Source organism: Bacteroidota bacterium (genome assembly GCA_013360915.1).
Lineage (GTDB): Bacteria > Bacteroidota > JABWAT01 > JABWAT01 > JABWAT01 > JABWAT01.
This window is the reverse complement of record JABWAT010000006.1, coordinates 38,912-55,581: the sequence shown is the minus strand read 5'-3', so window position 1 is coordinate 55,581 and position 16,670 is coordinate 38,912. Positions and strand designations below refer to the sequence as shown.

Here is a 16,670-nt window from a genome sequence, read left to right as displayed (position 1 = left end):
TTGGTAACCGGGCCAGCAATGCTCAGGCCCGGATAAGTATCAATTTCAGTTTTTCTTTTCGGTTTTCTTTGTTTTATCCGAGGCAGTACCGGGTTTGGCAGCCTTTTTCACATCGTCCTGGATAAATGCAAGCAATTGTTTTGCTTCATCTTTGGTAACTTTCACCGGGGGCATGGCTGCAGGGTACTTTCCGCTTTTTACAGGTGCAGCCAGCATTTTCATCAGGGCATCGGCATCCTTGTATTTTCCGATCACATCCTTCATGGCCGGGGCAATGGCGGCTGCACTGTGGCAGGTCTGACAGTTGAGTTTGGCATAAAGAGCTTTGCCTTTTTCAACATCACCTGTGGCAGCTTTTGCAGCAGGTTTGGTCTGAGCCATCAGACCACTGACGGTCAGAAGGGAAAGGGAAAGTATCAGGAGCATTGGTTTCATGTGGACACCTTTTATAAAGAACGGCGAATTTAACGGTTAAACCGGTTAAAATACACTTTTGTTTTTCAGATAAACTGATCCATGATCAGGGAAACCATCACCAGCACAGCAAACAGATTGATTTTCAGGAAATAGGTTCCCGGATTCAAAGTCGTTCCGGCCGGCTTCAGAAGACCGACAAAGGCAAAAAACAACCAGAGACAGCCAAGCAGCAACAGGACCAGGGGGACCCATGAAGTGATCAGACCGAACAGAGGAATCATCAGTGCAGTTGCAATGGTTCCTGATGTCCAGATAAAGGTCATCCGCCTGATCTGAGAATCGGAGTAAAACCGGGTTACCGAAGGCAATCCGGCATTTTCATACTCACTTCCATATTTCAGCAAAAGAAGCCAGAAATGCGGAACCTGCCAGATAAAGAAGAAGAAGGCCACCAGAATAATTCTTGGATCAGAAACGGCGCCACCGCCTGCTACCCAGCCGACAGCCGGTGGAATAGCACCGATTAACGAACCGGGAATGACCGCAAAGGCAGTCCGTTTCTTAAGCGGTGTGTAAACCCCATTGTACCAAAGCAGGGCCAGCAAGCCCAACTGAAGCGCAACAAATCCGGCACACAGATATAAAATGACCGATCCGGTCAGTACCCAGATCATTCCGACAATCAGGGCACCACTCAGGCTGATCCTTCCGGAAGGGATGGGGCGATTCCTGGTCCGTTCCATGATGGCATCGGTAGCAGCTTCCTGATAGTGATTCAGGGCGGAAGATCCGCAGGCAAGTATAAATAAACCCAGTGTCGGAAGAACCACCGTCAGACTTAATCCGCCGGTTGCCAGAATAAAGCCGGTGATCGTGGTGAACGACACGGCAATGGTAATTCTGAATTTCCCGAGTTCGGGAAGGGTTTCTAACCAGAATGACCGGCTGGCAGGTTTCATTACTTAAGAGTTTTCAGGTAATCCACAATGTTCTGCAGATCCTGATCAGACAGTCTGCCTTCATAGGTTTGCATGATCCCTTTCGGATATCCCGACACGACTTCAGAATCGGGTTTCAGAATGGATCGGATCAGGTATTCTTCATCTGCCACCAGAGTCTGTTCCTTCCCATCGACCAGGACACGGGTCTCGCGACCCAGAATTCCCTTGAATGAGGGACCGACGCCCGGTGCACCATCCAGAGAATGGCAGGCAATACAGGCATTGTTCTGAAGGACCGTCAGTCCTGCATTTTGTTCTCCCGAGAGTTCAGTTCCTTCATACCAGGCCGTGAACTCCTCCTCGGTCAGCACTTCCACCTTCGTGATCATGGCTGAATGAAGGGTTCCGCAATATTCGGCACAGAACAGATCATAGGAACCGGTTTTGTTCGCCGTGAACCAGACCCATTGGTCATTGTTTCCGGGAACCATGTCGTTTTTAACCCGGAAGGCCGGGATGTAAAAGGCGTGAAGAACGTCAACCGCTTCCAGCTGTACCCGGACCGGTTTATTTACCGGTACCACCAGTTTGGGTGAAGACTTTCCATTCTCATAGTTAAAGGTAAAACCCCACATTCTGGCCACAGAGGTGACTTTCATTGCATCGGCCGGAACTTCCCTCATGGGAACATAACTTTTCCAGCCGAACCAGAACATTAGAATGACCAGAATACCCGGGATAACCGTCCAGACGATTTCCAGCGTGGTGCTTCCTTCAATCTGAGCAGCTTCAGGGTGCTTATCCTTCCGGTACCGTACGATGAAATAAATCATCAGGAAGGTCAGCGAGATCAGTAGGATGAGTGAAATAACGATGATAAACAGAAACGTGTTATCGACGCCTTCCACAAAGGGAGATGTACCGTTAAACATAGTTGATTACCTGAATAAGTAGTCAAAAAAGGTGATGACCATGACCACTGTGTACACTGCAAAGACAATGGCGACAAGGGTCATGAAAAATTTGTCGTCATATTTCAGGTGCATGAAATACAACAAAACGATGGCTGCTTTTATGGTGGCAACAATCAGGGCCACTGCCACAGACAGCACTCCGAGATCGACCAGAATAACCGCAACGGTAACGGCCGTGAGGGCCAGCAGAATGGCAAGCACAATAATGTAGGTGCTGTAGGGCGTAATGTGCTGATGAGAATCGTGTGAATGGTTACTCATGATTGTACGTCCTTAGTGAATAAGATAGAACAACGGGAAGAGGTAAATCCAGATCAGATCCACCAGGTGCCAGTACAAACCGGCATTTTCGAGGCGGGCAAAATTATCATGGGTCAGTTCATCCCTCATTACCTGTCTCATAACAAAAATGATGAAGCCCATCCCAATGATAACGTGGGCGCCATGGAGTCCGGTCATGAAGTAATACAGAAAGAAAAAGAGGTTCTTCCCCTGACCAAGCGGATCGTTGGCAACCAGAGCCGCCATCTCATCGGATCCCGGATAAATGCCATGATGGAACTTGGCCGACCATTCAAAATACTTGTTCACCAGAAAGGACGAAGCAAGCACCAGCGTGATCACCATCAGCCAGATGGCCAGCTTTTTATGTTTCTGCTGAAGTGCCGAGATCGACATGGCAATGGTCATCGAACTGACCAGCAGAATAACCGTGTTTATCGTCCCGAATACCGTGCTCAGTTGCTGGCCTGCAGCAAAGAAGGCATCGGGATTTTTGAACCGGTAAATGGCATATACAATGAATAAGGCCCCGAAAAGCAGGATTTCGGTGAATATGAAAAACCACATTCCCAATTTTGAGCCGTAATCGTCCCGGTGCACATGTGCATGTGCGGCTGGAGCATGATCACTCATGTTGACTTCCTGTATCTCTGTTTATTTGAATTTATACGGACCGTCAGTAAAGACCGGATCCTTGTCGAAGTTTTCGTAAGTTGGGGGTGATTGGATTTTCCACTCCATGGTTACTCCACCCCAAGGATTGTCAGGCGCAGGTGCCCCATTTTTCAATCCCCTCCAGAGATTAACCAGCATGAGAATGATTCCGGCATACAGGAACCAGGATCCCATGGTTGAAATCAGGTTGGGAATATAGAAATCCGGAACATAATCATAGTACCGGCGGGGCATCCCCATGTAACCGGCGATAAACATCGGGAAGTACAGGAAGTTAAATCCGAAGAAAAACAATCCCCATGCAATATTGGCAAGTTTTATATTGTACATCCGACCCGACATTTTGGGGTACCAGTAATGCAGGGCGCCGAAGAAGGCGAATCCGGTACCGCCGAAAACAATGTAATGGAAGTGCCCGACCACGAAGGTGGTATCATGCAGGTGGATGTCCTGCGCCACCGACCCCAAAACCAGTCCTGTGAAACCGCCGACCATAAAGGTAAAAATGAAGGCCACAGCATACAGAAGCGGTGGTTGAACATCAATTGAACCCTTATACAGCGTGGCAATCCAGTTAAAAACCTTGATTGCAGAGGGAATGGCCACCAGAAAGGTCAGGAACGAGAATATCCATTTGGCGGTATCACTCATTCCGGAAGTATACATGTGGTGCCCCCAGACGAAATAACCAACGAAGGCAATGAGCATGGTAGAGGCAACAATGGCTTTATAACCAAAGATGGTCCGGCGTGCGAAAGTCGGAATGATATCCGAAATAGCACCCATGGCCGGAAGGATCATGATGTAAACAGCCGGGTGTGAGTAAATCCAGAACAGGTGCTGGAATAAAATAGGATCCCCGCCAAACTGCGGATCAAAAAATCCAAGGTTGAAAGCTCTTTCAAACACAATCAGGACCAGCGTGATACCCACAACCGGAGTGGCGAGAATCTGAATCCAGCCAGTGGCATAAAGAGCCCATACAAACAGGGGAAGGCGACCCCAGGTCATCCCCTCTGCCCGAAGACGATGGATGGTCACCAGGAAGTTCAGACCAGTCAGGATTGACGAAAAACCGAGTAAAAAGGCACCCATCGCTGCAAAGCCAATGTTATAAACTGACTTTACGCTGTAGGGGGCATAGAATGTCCAGCCTCCGTCGGGAGGACCTGAACCAATGAACTGAGAAATAAGAACGGTGAACGCACCCAGCAGATACAGGTACCAGCTAAGCAGATTTACCCGGGGGAAGGCCACGTCCTTGGCTCCGATCATGATCGGCATGACGAAGTTACCGAAGACAGCGGGCAAACCAGGAATCACAAACATGAAAATCATGATGATTCCATGAAGGGTGAAAAGCCCGTTGTAGGTTTGTGCTTCTATCAGGGTTTTTCCCGGAGCCATCAGTTCCAGACGGATGATTACCCCGAGCAAAGCGCCCAGAACAAACATGACCATCATGGAATAGAAGTACAACAGGGCAATCCGTTTGTGATCGGTCGCCAGTAACCAGGCCCAGATTCCCTTATGCCGGGTTTCCATCTCCAGATAGTTGGGAGGACGGTGTCCAGCCGAGAGAACGGTTTCACTCATACGCTTAATCCTTGTTCGCTTTTTTCTTGTTTCGCTTTGGCAAAAATATCAATGCAATAAAAAGGGTGGCCACACCCAGAAAAATCAGGGTACCGGTTACCCGGGTCACGTTCAGAACATACCGGCGGCCTTCCGGGTCATAATTAAAACAGTACTTGAGTACTTTGGCAATGGTCGGACTGGTTTTACCCTCATTGGCCTCGATCACAGCCATTTTCAGATCAAAGGGGAGAAAATAGGTACCAAACAGATATCGGGTAATCTTGGCCTGGGGACTTACCACAATGATGGCCGCCGAGTGAACAAAATCCCGGCCTTCCCGCCTGAATCCGAATCCGGTGGCCCGGGTGATTTCCTGAATCTCTGCTTCAGTCCCGGTAAGAAAGTGCCAACCGTCACTGACGTTGCCCTTGGTGATCCGGTCAGCAAAATTGTGCTTTTTCTGCAGGGCCTTTTCTGGTGTATCTGAAGAATCGATGCTGATGGTGATCACCTGATAGTCCTTGCCAACCAGAAGATCCGACTTTGAAACCACTGTCGATACCCCATCCAGCAACGGACTGCAGATTCCCGGGCAGTCAAAGTATACAAAGGCCAGAACCGTTGGCTTGTTCACCAGTGATTTCAGATTAACCACCTTCCCGTTCTCATCGGTCAGGTAAACCGAATCAGGGAGGAATTTCCCCAACTGTTCGGTAATCCCGATGGGAATAGCAGTCGTATCTGAACCAGCCGGATTGTTGGACAGAACTGGTGTTGCCAGCAATCCGAGAAGACATGAAAGGATAATGAAATGCTTCATAAATCATTAAAGTTAGATTATAAAAAAGCGGTAAGCAATACAGTCCGGAATAAAGAGAAAGTCGTCTTTTCGTCGATTTCAGGCCGGATATGCAGGTTTTTATCCTGAAAGCGTTTTTCGTTCTTTCCGGATTCCCTCAGGCAGTTCTTCTAATGAATTTCTAATTCCAACAAACGGTTGGTCAGTAGTCCGCCATCTGATAAATCTGAACCTCGGTGCCGGTATTGAGATTGGTTGGATTCAGACCATAAGGATGTTCCAGTTCCATGATGACCCGGTCCGTCAGGTAAATTCCCATCCGGTCCAGCATCCGCATAATCAGGTTAGCCTGTGTGCTGGCTGTCCCGAAGCAGGCAAAATCCTTCCGGTTTTCGCTTCCGATCTGGGCAGTGACCACATCACCGCAGTGGAGCAGAATTTTTAACTCGATATCCGCAGTCGGAAAGTCATCATACAGAGTCAGCAGTGAACGAAAACGATGGGTCATGGCAATGGCCGCCTGAACCGCACGCTCGGCATCATCCTTTTGTTTAAAGGGGATACCAAATACCACCTTCAGGCCGTGATCCCGGTATTTTTCAACAACCCCGACATGGTTAAACGCTTCAAGGGTCATGGATTCCTGAAAATCATTGACGAACTGAACAATCCGTCTCGGTTCAATCGAAGCATACAATTCATCCAGTCCCGTCAGATCGAGAAAAAGCAGCGTGGAGTGGCGCACCGAGCCACCCAGATCGATCAGATCGGGATTAAGTAAAAGGGTCGTGGCCATTTCATCCGACATGAACCGCTTATAAATGTTGTTCTGAATGCTTTCTCCTCCGGTGAAATCATTTTCAAGGACCGATTTCAGACTGAGGGCCACCATTCCCGATATAAACTTCAGAATTTCCAGATCCTGCTGACTGAACTGATTGGTTTCCTGCCGGTCAAACAGGCTGATCAATCCGATTTTATCATCCCCTACAAAAACCGGAACGGTCAGAATATTATGACACAGATTCTTATCCAGGTTATGATCCCTGAAAAACTTGATCTTGCTCAGGTCATTGATAATACTCTGATTGGTGATTTTGTTCAGTTGCTCAGTGATCAGCCACTCAACAAGAATGTCAAAAATGAGGGTGGATGACTCATCTCCCCATTTGCCAAAACTCTCCATCCGGAATTCGTTTCCGACCTTGCGCTTGATAATCAGACTGATTTTGGAGGACCGGATGATTTTCGGAATCTGACGGATCACCGTCTGGGTCATTTCCTCGAGATTGGAAACTTTACTGAGGCTGGCTGCAAACGCCTGCAGATCATGCAGGATTTCAACATTCAGTTCCAGCAAACGGACATTCAGGGTCTGACTGACATCATTGTACCGTTTCCAGATCAGCCAGTTATCGAGCAGTGTTGCAATGTGATTGGTCAGGATCGACAACGTTTCCACGATATCGGAATGCAGGGGTTCATCGCTGAAGTTTCCAACAGCCAGAATTCCCACCGGTTCCTGACGGCTTCTGAGCAGGTTATCCTGAAATTTAAGATTGTCCTTTTTTCCGTCAGACGCTTTTTTATCAGGCACCTGAAATTCACCCCGTTCGGTACGGGGGATCAGCTTCGTGGTCACCTTCGAAGCGTCCATGATCACTTCGGCATGGATGGCCGACTGAATGATCCGTGCCTGGAACTTATCAACCAGGTCCTGAGGAACCCCGCGTTGGGTTTGTATAAAAAGCTGAGCTCCGCCCAGTTCCCTGACCAGAATGGCCGAAAAGTCAAACTCCTCCATCTTTTCGATCAGCCCGAAAATCGAGTTGACCACCAGTTCAAAGCGGTCAAGATTGGCTGCCAGCCGGCCAACCTGATTGATAATGGTCGACTCAATCAGCTTCTTATCCAGAATGGAATTGATCGTTTCCATCACCGATACTTCGGTGACCTGTGCATTCCGGCCATCTTTCAGCATCGAACCGGTATTCTTTCTCCGGTTGATGTAATATTCAATGCGGTTCAGCAGCTGTTCATGATCATCATCCTTGATCATGTACTCGTCTGCACCGGTATAGACTCCCAGAAACCGCATTTTTTTCTGGGCATGAGAAGTCAGAATAATGACCGGAATTTGTTTCATATACCGGTCTTCTTTCAGGTAACGGCAAACCTGATAGCCGTTCATTTTCGGCATTTCCACATCAAGCAGGACCAGATCGGGGTCCTCCCGGAAGGCGGTTATAATCGCCTCGAGTCCGTTTGTAGCCGTTACAACCTCATAACCGGATGCTTCCAGCATGAATTTCATGATATCGACAATGGTCGGACTATCATCGGCTATCAGAATTTTTGGATTTTCTCTCGACATTCCTTCTCCTCGATCAGATCCACGGAGAGATCTGATTCATCTTCCCGCGCATCAGTTTTTCGGTCTCACGGGCATTTTTCATCACTTCTGAAAAGACACGGGTGGCATGACTGAGCAAGTCACCCCGCAATTTTGAATATTCCTGGAACAGAATGGCCTCATCCACCAGAATGGCCATCTGATCGGCAGACCGGCTGAGCAGATGCGATACCACATCGGGGAACATGCCATTCGAATAATGCGAATAACTGACCAATCCCTGTGTAACCCCTCTGATCTTCAGCGGAAAACTGACAGAGGACTGAATGTGATTATACTGTCCTCCGCGGTCCGTTCCGGTCTCCCATTGATTGATCATGACCTTCTGTGTATCAAAACGCATGTCGAAGTTCTGAGATTCCAGCATCACGAGCTCAACATGATTGAAAATGTAGGTCTCACTGGCCATTCCCGGATTTTCCAGAAACAACCGGCCCTGCCCCGCCTCAGTAATAAAAATACTGGCAACGGTAAAATCGCAGACGCGGTTCATCAGCGTCAGGACCTTGCTGATCTTCTCATCGAGTGTACCCGCACTGAGCGCCACCTGTGCAATCTCAAAGATAATGGTGGTTTCGAATAGTTTCTGATCCAATGCCTCGTTCACGTTCTCAATGATCTGCTCTTCGTTGATCTCCTTGGGAACGGGATGCTTGATTTCGGTGAGTTTTCCCCGGTTGCCGTAATGAAACCGGACACGCCCCACCAGCTGATCAATTTCAAAATCCTTGGTCAGATAATCATCTGCACCCGAGTATAAACCCCAGAACTTATTCTGCTTGTAGGACTTGCTGGTCAGGATTATGATGGGAATAAACGAAGTGGTCGGATCACTTTTCAGCAGGCGACACACCTGATACCCACTCATCTTTGGCATTTCCAGGTCCAGAATTACCAGATCGGGAAGATCGCGGTAGACCATCTGGACTGCCTCCACTCCGTTAATGGCCAGCCGTGTGTCCATGCCGTTTGTTTCCAGAATAAACTTAAGAATATCCAGAACGGTCGGACTGTCATCTGCAATCAGAATCAACGGTTTTTCACGCTGAACCGGGCCCTTTTTTGCCCGCGGTCCTGCAGCAGGTCTCGATAAATGAGAAGAAGATGGTTGAGATGCCACTAGGCTCTTTACTTCCTCGTAATGGATTGAAGTGTTCCGGCCAGTTGTTTCAATTCCTCAGACGTCTCACGGGTTGAGTTGATGGCGGTCGAAAAGCGTCGGACCCCATCCGAAATATCATGAAGAACCACGGCAACCTGCTCACTGGCAGTCAGCTGCTGCTGGGTAGCCAGTGATATTTGCTTGACCCAATCAAGGGTCTTATCCGCTTTGTCGAGAATCTCGGTCAGTTCCTTTACCATGGTTTGTGCAGTTTCGACCCCGTTCTGAATTTTCTTGGTTTCTTCCTCAGAAACGATAACCAGTTCGTTGGTGGTCTTTTGAATTTCCTTGATTTTATCCCGGATTTCGGCGGTTGAATTCGAAACTGTGTTTGCCAGTTTTCTGATTTCGGTTGCAACGGTTCCAAATCGTTTGCCTTCCTCACCAGATGATGCCGCTTCAATTCCTGCGTTAAAGGCGATGATTTTGGTGTTCGAAGCAATGTCATTGATGATATCCATGACTTTCTCGATTTCCTGGGCCTTTTTACCCAGAATCACAATCTCATGAATCCGGCGCTGGTTTTCATTCTGGATTTCACTCATCCGTTCCAGCATGTTGGCTATGGCCTGCGTACCCTTCTGAGCCGATTCCTGAGTCGCTTCTGCCAGCGTTACCACCGTGGTGGTCTCTTCCACAATCTTCTGCGCCGATGCAGCCAGTTCCTTGATGGTGGCGGTGGTCTGTGCAATCGAAGAACTCTGGGTTGAAGAAGCTTCTGCATTGTCAACCAACTGACGGTTCAGCGATTCCATCAGGTTTCTTATTCGCTCGTTGGCGCTGTTAATCTCATTGCGCATCGAGGCATTCCGGTCCAGCAAGTCATTCACCATCGCCGCAATGGTCCCGAGTTCATTCGACCCTTGTATCTGAATGCGCGCAGTGGGATCTGCCTGAAATTCCCTGAAAATATCCTCAACAATCACTGCCAGTGTCTGAAAAATCAGGTTGCTGATCCAGGCACAAAACAGTGCAGCCAGAAAGGTGGCCAGTATGGTCATCCAGTTCACTCCAAAAACTGCGAACAGGACCGAAACCGCCAGGGCCACCATGGCAAAGAAGACCAGGAAATAGTAAAACGAGGACACATTAAATGTGCCATATCGTTGGGTATTGATAATAAACTCGCGGATTTTCAGCATGATGCTCCTCAGGCTAACAAACTTTCGATGGTATCAATCAGACTGGTCTGATCGAAACTTCCTTTGATGATATAGGCGTTGGCACCGACTTCAATTCCGCGGCGCTTGTCATTTTCATTTTCGCGGCTGGTCACAATGATGATCGGAATGGTGGAGTACTTCGACTCGTGCCGTAATTTCTCGATCATACCAAATCCGTTCAGACGCGGCATCTCCAGATCCGAAACAATGATGTCATAAGAGCCTTCCATGGCTTTTTCATAGCCATCGACCCCATCGCGGGCTGTTTCAACCTGATAGCCATAGGCCTCGAGTATGGTCTTTTCGATTTCCCGGGTATTCAGTGAGTCATCCACCACCAGCACTCTATGAATGTTTTCACGTGTCTTGCTGATCATGACCGGCTCTTTAAGGCCTTCCTGTACCAGTTTTGCCGAATTAAGCAACTCGGGCATGAACAGAATTGGTATGATTTCACCATTCAGCGAAACAGTGACCGAGCTGATGTTTTTAACCTTCTTGATCAGAATGGGTATCGGTTTAATGACAATTTCGGTTTCCTCTGCAATGTCATCGACCACAAAGGCAATCTGCTCCTTGCCAAAATAGCCAACAATCACCATCAGTTTTTCCGGAAAATCATTTTCATCCTTCAGCTCGAGAGTTTTAGATAACCGGACCAATGGAATAATCTGGTTATCCAACCGGATGGCATCCCGATCGACCACTTCAATAACTTCAGATTTTCTGATCACCAATGTTCGTTTAATGGCAGAAATCGGAATGGCCCACTTCTGACTGCCAGCGGTACAGATGATGGCGCGCAGGGTCGTCAGAGTCAGTGGAAGCTTGATGGTAAAGGTGGTTCCGCGGCCAAAAATGGAATCCACCGAGATAAAGCCTTTCAGATCCTCAATGTTCTTTTTAACAATATCGAGCCCCACACCCCTGCCAGAGAGATCCGTGATAATTTTTGCGGTTGAAAAATTGGGCATGAAAATCAATTTCATCACCTCAACTTCATTCAGGGCATCGACTTCTGCTTTTGTATCGAATAGCTTTTTAGACAGCGCTTTTTCCCTGATCCGGTCAATGTCGATCCCCCGGCCATCATCCTGAATGAGGATGACAATGTTGCTTCCTTCGGCCGATGCCCTGATTCTGACCAGCCCACGCTGGGGTTTACCCATGCGCTCGCGTTCCTCCGGTGATTCAATTCCGTGATCAATGGCATTCCTCAGCAGATGAATCATGGGATCGGTGAGTTTCTCAATCATTTTCCGGTCCAGTTCAGTCTCGTCACCCTGAATGACCAGCTCAACCTGTTTGTTCAGCGCCTTTGCCATGTCACGGACGGCTCTGGGGAACGCATTAAAAATCACATTCAGCGGTTCCATCCGCATTTTGATGGTGTTGTTCTGAAGCTCATTAATGATGAGATCCTGAAAGGCCATATCCTCCCGCTGACGGTGAGCCTGACCTTCAAGCATGGAAAGAAACCGTTCGGCCTGCCGTACAATTTCACGGCTGGATTCATCCTCACTGCCCTGAACCATGGTGCTCAGCTGATAAACAAAATTTTTCATCAGTTTCCGCAGATGCTGCAATTCGGTCAGACGAATCTGCGAACGTTGCCGGTTGATCAGCAATTCACCCACCAGTTTGATGGTTTCATCCAGTTTATTTGTATTAACCCGGATGGTATCTCCAAACTTTCTGATGGTGACATCTTTCGATGGCGGACCTCCGGGTTCACCTGGCTCGGGTTCGATTTTGTATATTTTTTCCTTTGGTTCCTCAACCGGTTGAGGAGTGGGATCCACCATCCTCCGTTCCTGAACCTTTTCCTGCTGGGAAGCAACCTGTCGGGCTGTTTCCTGCCTGGCAGCTTCTTGTCTGGCTGCGTCCTCTGGTAATTCTGACAGATTGCGGTTGGCCACCACAGGAATGGTAAAGGTCTGGCGGCCTACTGCTGCATCCAGTGCCTCAGTCAGGGCCACAAGGGGTTGTATCTCTGTCTGCTCCCGTTTGATCGTCTGCAGGTTTTCCTTCAAATGATCACAAGCCACCAGCAGAAGCTCAACATGCGGGTCGGTCATGACCAGTCCGTTGTTCACGAACTCATTCAGCAGGTCTTCCATTTTATGAAGAACGGACCCCTGATATTTAAATCCGATCATGCGGGCCGACCCTTTAAGAATGTGAGCCAGTCGCATACATTCCCTGGTCAGATCCTGATCACCCTTTGTTTGTTCCAATTTGAGAAGGGTATCTCCCAGCAGGTCGATATTCTCGATGGACTCATCCACAAACTTTGAAATGAAAATGGACCGGTCGAATTTTTTGGCAGGCTGAGCGGCCGGTTGCTTCACTTCCTTCTGTTCAGGTTCTTTCGGTGCCGGCTTGTCGGCTGCAGGGGCAGGAGCAGGAAGTGGCTTTTCTGCAGGGAGTTCGGTCGTGGGGGCAATAATTTTTTCAACCGTTTCAGCCAGGGTCAGCTTAATCTCAGTCTCTGAATCCTCGCCGGAAATCCGCTTTAAAGCAGCCTGAAGGGTGAGAATGACCTGTTGAAAATCAGTCCGGAAATGGGCAGGGAGGGTCCGCCCTGTCTTGATGTTATCAATAAAGTAATCTTCGAGTTTTTCCAGACTGGAGGACAAATCATCAAAACCAAGCAATCGGGAAGATCCCTTGAATGCATGGGCCACGTTTTTAAGGTCGGTCTGCTTGCCGGCAAGATCAGCAGCCGATTGAACCGACTGAAGAATTCCTTCCAGTTCCCGGATGTAACCCGATGCTTCTTCAAGAAACTTTTTCAGAAACCGCTCTTTACTGAACCGTTTATCTTCCTCGGGTTTGTCAGCTTCTCGCACCGGTTCAGCAGTAAAATCTGCTCCGGCCGCAATACTTTTTAATTGGTCAAGAAACGGGTGCACGTGTTGTTCTGCGCGTGCATCTGCTTCAATCCGTGCCAGTTCCTCATCCACAATCGTCGCAAAACGGTCCACAAGCTGATGAATCCAGGTACGGGTTTCACGTTTTCCATCCACCAGAGATTTAAGTATCCCTTCAAACTCGGCCGCCAATTGACCTATGGTCGAAAATTTAAGCATGTTGGCCACACCATTGAGGCCATGAACATACTTCCGGACTGCATCCAGCGAATCAGGATGATCGCTCAGTGGTCCGGAGCCCAGCTGCTCTCTGATCCCGGCGAGCTTTTCGCGGCTCTCGGTCACAAACCTGGCAGCAAATTTCGAACTGTCAAATCCCGGCATATCCAGTCCTTACAATTGTTTGACCTTGGCTGTCAGAGAATCCCAATTCAGCGAATTTCCGTTGCCTGCTTTAATGGTTTCTATCGACTCGTCCAGCGCAGCCACCACTTCCATTACCCGGTAAAGGTAATCTGGGTCGGCTCCCCGTCCGGCAGTCGCATACTTTTCACTGGCCTGTTCCATGGCAGACATCAGCTGCCCCACAGCAGTGAATTTTAACATCAGGCTGAGCCCCTTCAGTGAATGACTCGACCGTTTTATCACCATGATCTCGTCGTTATTCGCCGGATTTTCCTGAAGGTTTGCCAGCGAAGCTTCCAGTTTTTCCTTGACCTGTATGGCTTCCGAACAAAATTTATCGATAAACATGGCCTGATTAAGCTGCATCAGGAGACCCTCCCTGAATAATCTTGCTGTATGGTTTTAAGTAGTCGCTGAACGACGTACTGGATATAATCGAGCGACACATCGGGTTTATTGAAAATGACCAGTTGCTTTTTGTTCTTATCAATCAGTCGCAGTGTCAATTCAAATTCATTGATGGCCATCGGCAGTTTTCCGGTCTGCTGATAAATGGTGCCCAGATGAAAGTGTGGGGTGGCAAAGTTGAGGTCCAGATAAATGGATCGCCGGAAGGCTGCAATCGCCAGATCTGTTTTACTCTGAAGTTTATGAATTAACCCTTCCATCAGATACCCGACCGGTGAAAATTCATACTGCTTTTTCATCCGGTCTGTTAACTCCATGGCTTCATCAAAACGGCTGAGCGATAAATTGGCATACGCCATGATGCTCAGATCATTCAGCGTGGGGTCCTTCTTCGAACGCAGCAAAGCCAGCGTTTCTTCAAACAGATCCTCGTGTAAACGAAGAACGGCCAGGTCGGTTAATTGTTCCTGGTTCTGACGGATCGCAGCAGTGACCGTTTCTGCCAGCTCGGATTCTGCCGGTTTTCGGGTAGGAGCGGTCTGAACAGACGGAGTTGCCTGTCGCCGGTCCATGACTCCCCTGATATGCTTCAGAAGCGCTTCATAACTTTGAGGAACGGCTGCCGGACTTTCCACGCGGTCGGTTTTCGGTGGTATCACCGATGCGGGCTGATACTTCACCGTCTCGGGTTGATTAGAGGACAGGGCCTTTTTGAAGACAAAGGCACCATGATGATCGGTAAGCTTCAGCAAACCAATATCATGCAGCATGGTCTCACAACTGGCAACGAATAAATATCCGTTCATGACCAGTTTGGATTGAATACGGGTATGCACCTTTTTAAGTGTTTCTGCCGTGAAATAGATGGACACATTCCGGAAAAAGACCAGATCGACCGGTTCCTGCAGTTCGGGTATTTTATCCATGTCCTCACAGACATTGTACCTGAAAAACCGGACCTGACTTTTTATCTTTTCCTCCAACTGATATTTACCGGTCGGAAGGTTCTCAAAGTGACTGAGAATGTAATTGTGTTCCTTCACTCTGAATGAATTACGGCCGTACAGCGCCGACCGGGCTGATTGCAATATCTTCTGATCAAGATCACTGGCCAGGATTTCGAACTGATCCCTTAAAACCGCCTCACCGTACTTGTCTCTCACCAGCATGGCAAGTGAATACGGTTCTTCCCCCGATGAACACCCACAGGACCACAACCGCACTTTTCGCTTGCCATTGGCCTGTTTCAATAACTCATCCAGAATCTGAGTATCCAGTATTCTGAAATGGTTGGGCTCTCTGAAAAAGTAGGTTTCATTGTTGGTGATCAGACTGATGTACTGTTCCCATTCGGTCTCGCTTGCCTTTCCCGACAGCCACGTCAGATAATCTTCGAAATACTGATACCCGAAATAGGACATCCTGCCGGGAACATACCGGGCCAGAATATCCTGCTGATCGCGGGTTATCACGATTCCATACCGGTCGGTAATGGTCTGACAGAACTTCTGAAACGCTGGTGAAGCGGTCTGCAAATCAGGCCACCCTTTCTTTCCGGTTCAGGAACCGGAGAACAAACGGAGCAATTTCCGGTAGGGGAAGAACTTCCGTGGCCGACCCTTTTTGAATGGCTTCCCTCGGCATTCCAAAAACCACACAGGTTTTTTCATCCTGTGCAATGGTCAATCCGCCTGCCTTTTTTATCTGACCAAGTGAAGTGGAACCATCTCCCCCCATCCCGGTAAGGATAATTCCGATGGCCCGGGCACCAAAGGCTTTGGCAACCGAGGCAAATAATTTTTCACCCGACGGCCGGTGTCCCTCAATCAGCGGATCGTCGGTCAGCCGGACTGTTTCTGCCATGGATATCTCAAGATGTTTTCCTGTGGGAGCAATGTAGATCGTCCCGGGCTGCAGGGACTCACCCTGCTCTGCAATTTTGACTTTTAGTGGAGTGGTTGTCTGCAGCCATTCCACCAACCCGGCCACGAAACCTTCATACATGTGCTGGGTCACCACAACCGGATACGGAAAATCGGATGGAAACTGACCAAATAACACAGACAATGCTTTGGGGCCCCCGGTGCTTGAACAGATGGCTACAATCCGCCTTCCGCTATCAGCAGGTTTAACATCAGCACGGGTTGCCCGGTTTTTACCGGCCAGATGGGTGACCACCGGAACCCTGGAAAGTGTCTTCAGCTTCGAAATCAGACTGTTTCGTTTACTTTCATCCTGTATATATTTGAAATCGGGTTTTTCAATGACCTCGAGTGCCCCTTTGCTCAGACATTGAAAGGCAATGGTAGATTCCTTTGCGGTCGTCACCACCAGAATCGGCGTCGCCCGGGTGGCCATTACCTGCTGAATGGCCTCTGGTCCATTCATGACCGGCATAAAGACATCCATGGTGATGATGGATGGCTTCAGTTTTTCAACCAACCGGATCGCCTCCTCACCGTTCGCCGCCTCCCCGACCACCTCAACAGACGGATCCGATTCAAAAATAGCTCGGAAAATATCGCGGACGGTTGCAGAATCATCCACAATCAGAACACTGGTTTTTTTGTCTGTCATCGC

The 16,670-nt window shown here is 48.6% G+C and carries 14 protein-coding genes; all 14 read right to left on the bottom strand.

Annotated features, from left to right (window positions below; all coding sequences use genetic code 11):
- Positions 1-45: 45 nt before the first annotated feature.
- Entirely contained in the window at positions 46-435 is a 390-nt protein-coding gene (locus HUU10_08950) for a cytochrome c (protein NUQ81723.1), read from the bottom strand.
- Between the two features lie 65 nt (positions 436-500).
- Positions 501-1,376, bottom strand: coding sequence for a protoheme IX farnesyltransferase (locus HUU10_08945; GenBank protein NUQ81722.1), 876 nt, complete (start codon positions 1,374-1,376; stop codon positions 501-503).
- Positions 1,376-2,290 (bottom strand): cytochrome c oxidase subunit II, encoded by a 915-nt coding sequence (gene coxB / locus HUU10_08940; GenBank protein ID NUQ81721.1) that lies wholly within the window; start codon positions 2,288-2,290, stop codon positions 1,376-1,378. The genes HUU10_08945 and coxB overlap by 1 nt, the downstream gene beginning before the upstream one ends.
- 6 nt (positions 2,291-2,296) lie before the next feature.
- Entirely contained in the window at positions 2,297-2,593 is a 297-nt protein-coding gene (locus HUU10_08935) for a cytochrome C oxidase subunit IV family protein (protein ID NUQ81720.1), read from the bottom strand.
- Between the two features lie 12 nt (positions 2,594-2,605).
- Entirely contained in the window at positions 2,606-3,247 is a 642-nt protein-coding gene (locus HUU10_08930) for a cytochrome c oxidase subunit 3 family protein (protein ID NUQ81719.1), read from the bottom strand.
- A gap of 21 nt (positions 3,248-3,268) precedes the next feature.
- Positions 3,269-4,885 carry a cbb3-type cytochrome c oxidase subunit I gene (locus tag HUU10_08925; protein ID NUQ81718.1) on the bottom strand — a complete coding sequence of 539 codons (1,617 nt, stop codon included), beginning with the start codon at positions 4,883-4,885 and terminating at the stop codon, positions 3,269-3,271.
- A 4-nt stretch (positions 4,886-4,889) separates the two neighbouring features.
- Positions 4,890-5,687, bottom strand: coding sequence for an SCO family protein (locus HUU10_08920; GenBank protein ID NUQ81717.1), 798 nt, complete (start codon positions 5,685-5,687; stop codon positions 4,890-4,892).
- A 181-nt stretch (positions 5,688-5,868) separates the two neighbouring features.
- Positions 5,869-8,040: a response regulator gene (locus tag HUU10_08915; GenBank protein NUQ81716.1), complete on the bottom strand. Its 2,172-nt coding sequence runs from the start codon at positions 8,038-8,040 to the stop codon at positions 5,869-5,871.
- A gap of 13 nt (positions 8,041-8,053) precedes the next feature.
- Complete coding sequence (locus HUU10_08910; GenBank protein ID NUQ81715.1) at positions 8,054-9,199, bottom strand: response regulator; 1,146 nt, start codon at positions 9,197-9,199, stop codon at positions 8,054-8,056.
- An 8-nt stretch (positions 9,200-9,207) separates the two neighbouring features.
- Positions 9,208-10,383: a methyl-accepting chemotaxis protein gene (locus HUU10_08905; GenBank protein ID NUQ81714.1), complete on the bottom strand. Its 1,176-nt coding sequence runs from the start codon at positions 10,381-10,383 to the stop codon at positions 9,208-9,210.
- A gap of 8 nt (positions 10,384-10,391) precedes the next feature.
- Positions 10,392-13,661 (bottom strand): Hpt domain-containing protein, encoded by a 3,270-nt coding sequence (locus HUU10_08900; GenBank protein NUQ81713.1) that lies wholly within the window; start codon positions 13,659-13,661, stop codon positions 10,392-10,394.
- Between the two features lie 9 nt (positions 13,662-13,670).
- Positions 13,671-14,048 carry an Hpt domain-containing protein gene (locus HUU10_08895; protein ID NUQ81712.1) on the bottom strand — a complete coding sequence of 126 codons (378 nt, stop codon included), beginning with the start codon at positions 14,046-14,048 and terminating at the stop codon, positions 13,671-13,673.
- Complete coding sequence (locus HUU10_08890; protein NUQ81711.1) at positions 14,048-15,625, bottom strand: hypothetical protein; 1,578 nt, start codon at positions 15,623-15,625, stop codon at positions 14,048-14,050. The genes HUU10_08895 and HUU10_08890 overlap by 1 nt, the downstream gene beginning before the upstream one ends.
- Position 15,626: 1 nt before the next feature.
- Entirely contained in the window at positions 15,627-16,667 is a 1,041-nt protein-coding gene (gene cheB / locus HUU10_08885; GenBank protein NUQ81710.1) for a chemotaxis-specific protein-glutamate methyltransferase CheB, read from the bottom strand.
- Positions 16,668-16,670: the final 3 nt, after the last annotated feature.

Bases quoted from the DNA above. Each gene is read 5' to 3' on its own strand.
- HUU10_08945 (NUQ81722.1), bottom strand. From the start codon at position 1,376: ATGAAACCTGCCAGCCGGTCATTCTGGTTAGAAACCCTTCCCGAACTC.
- HUU10_08925 (NUQ81718.1), bottom strand. From the start codon at position 4,885: ATGAGTGAAACCGTTCTCTCGGCTGGACACCGTCCTCCCAACTATCTG.
- HUU10_08915 (NUQ81716.1), bottom strand. From the start codon at position 8,040: ATGTCGAGAGAAAATCCAAAAATTCTGATAGCCGATGATAGTCCGACC.
- HUU10_08950 (NUQ81723.1), bottom strand. From the start codon at position 435: ATGAAACCAATGCTCCTGATACTTTCCCTTTCCCTTCTGACCGTCAGT.
- coxB (NUQ81721.1), bottom strand. From the start codon at position 2,290: ATGTTTAACGGTACATCTCCCTTTGTGGAAGGCGTCGATAACACGTTT.
- HUU10_08920 (NUQ81717.1), bottom strand. From the start codon at position 5,687: ATGAAGCATTTCATTATCCTTTCATGTCTTCTCGGATTGCTGGCAACA.
- HUU10_08930 (NUQ81719.1), bottom strand. From the start codon at position 3,247: ATGAGTGATCATGCTCCAGCCGCACATGCACATGTGCACCGGGACGAT.
- HUU10_08935 (NUQ81720.1), bottom strand. From the start codon at position 2,593: ATGAGTAACCATTCACACGATTCTCATCAGCACATTACGCCCTACAGC.
- HUU10_08905 (NUQ81714.1), bottom strand. From the start codon at position 10,383: ATGCTGAAAATCCGCGAGTTTATTATCAATACCCAACGATATGGCACA.
- HUU10_08900 (NUQ81713.1), bottom strand. From the start codon at position 13,661: ATGCCGGGATTTGACAGTTCGAAATTTGCTGCCAGGTTTGTGACCGAG.
- HUU10_08895 (NUQ81712.1), bottom strand. From the start codon at position 14,048: ATGCAGCTTAATCAGGCCATGTTTATCGATAAATTTTGTTCGGAAGCC.
- cheB (NUQ81710.1), bottom strand. From the start codon at position 16,667: ATGACAGACAAAAAAACCAGTGTTCTGATTGTGGATGATTCTGCAACC.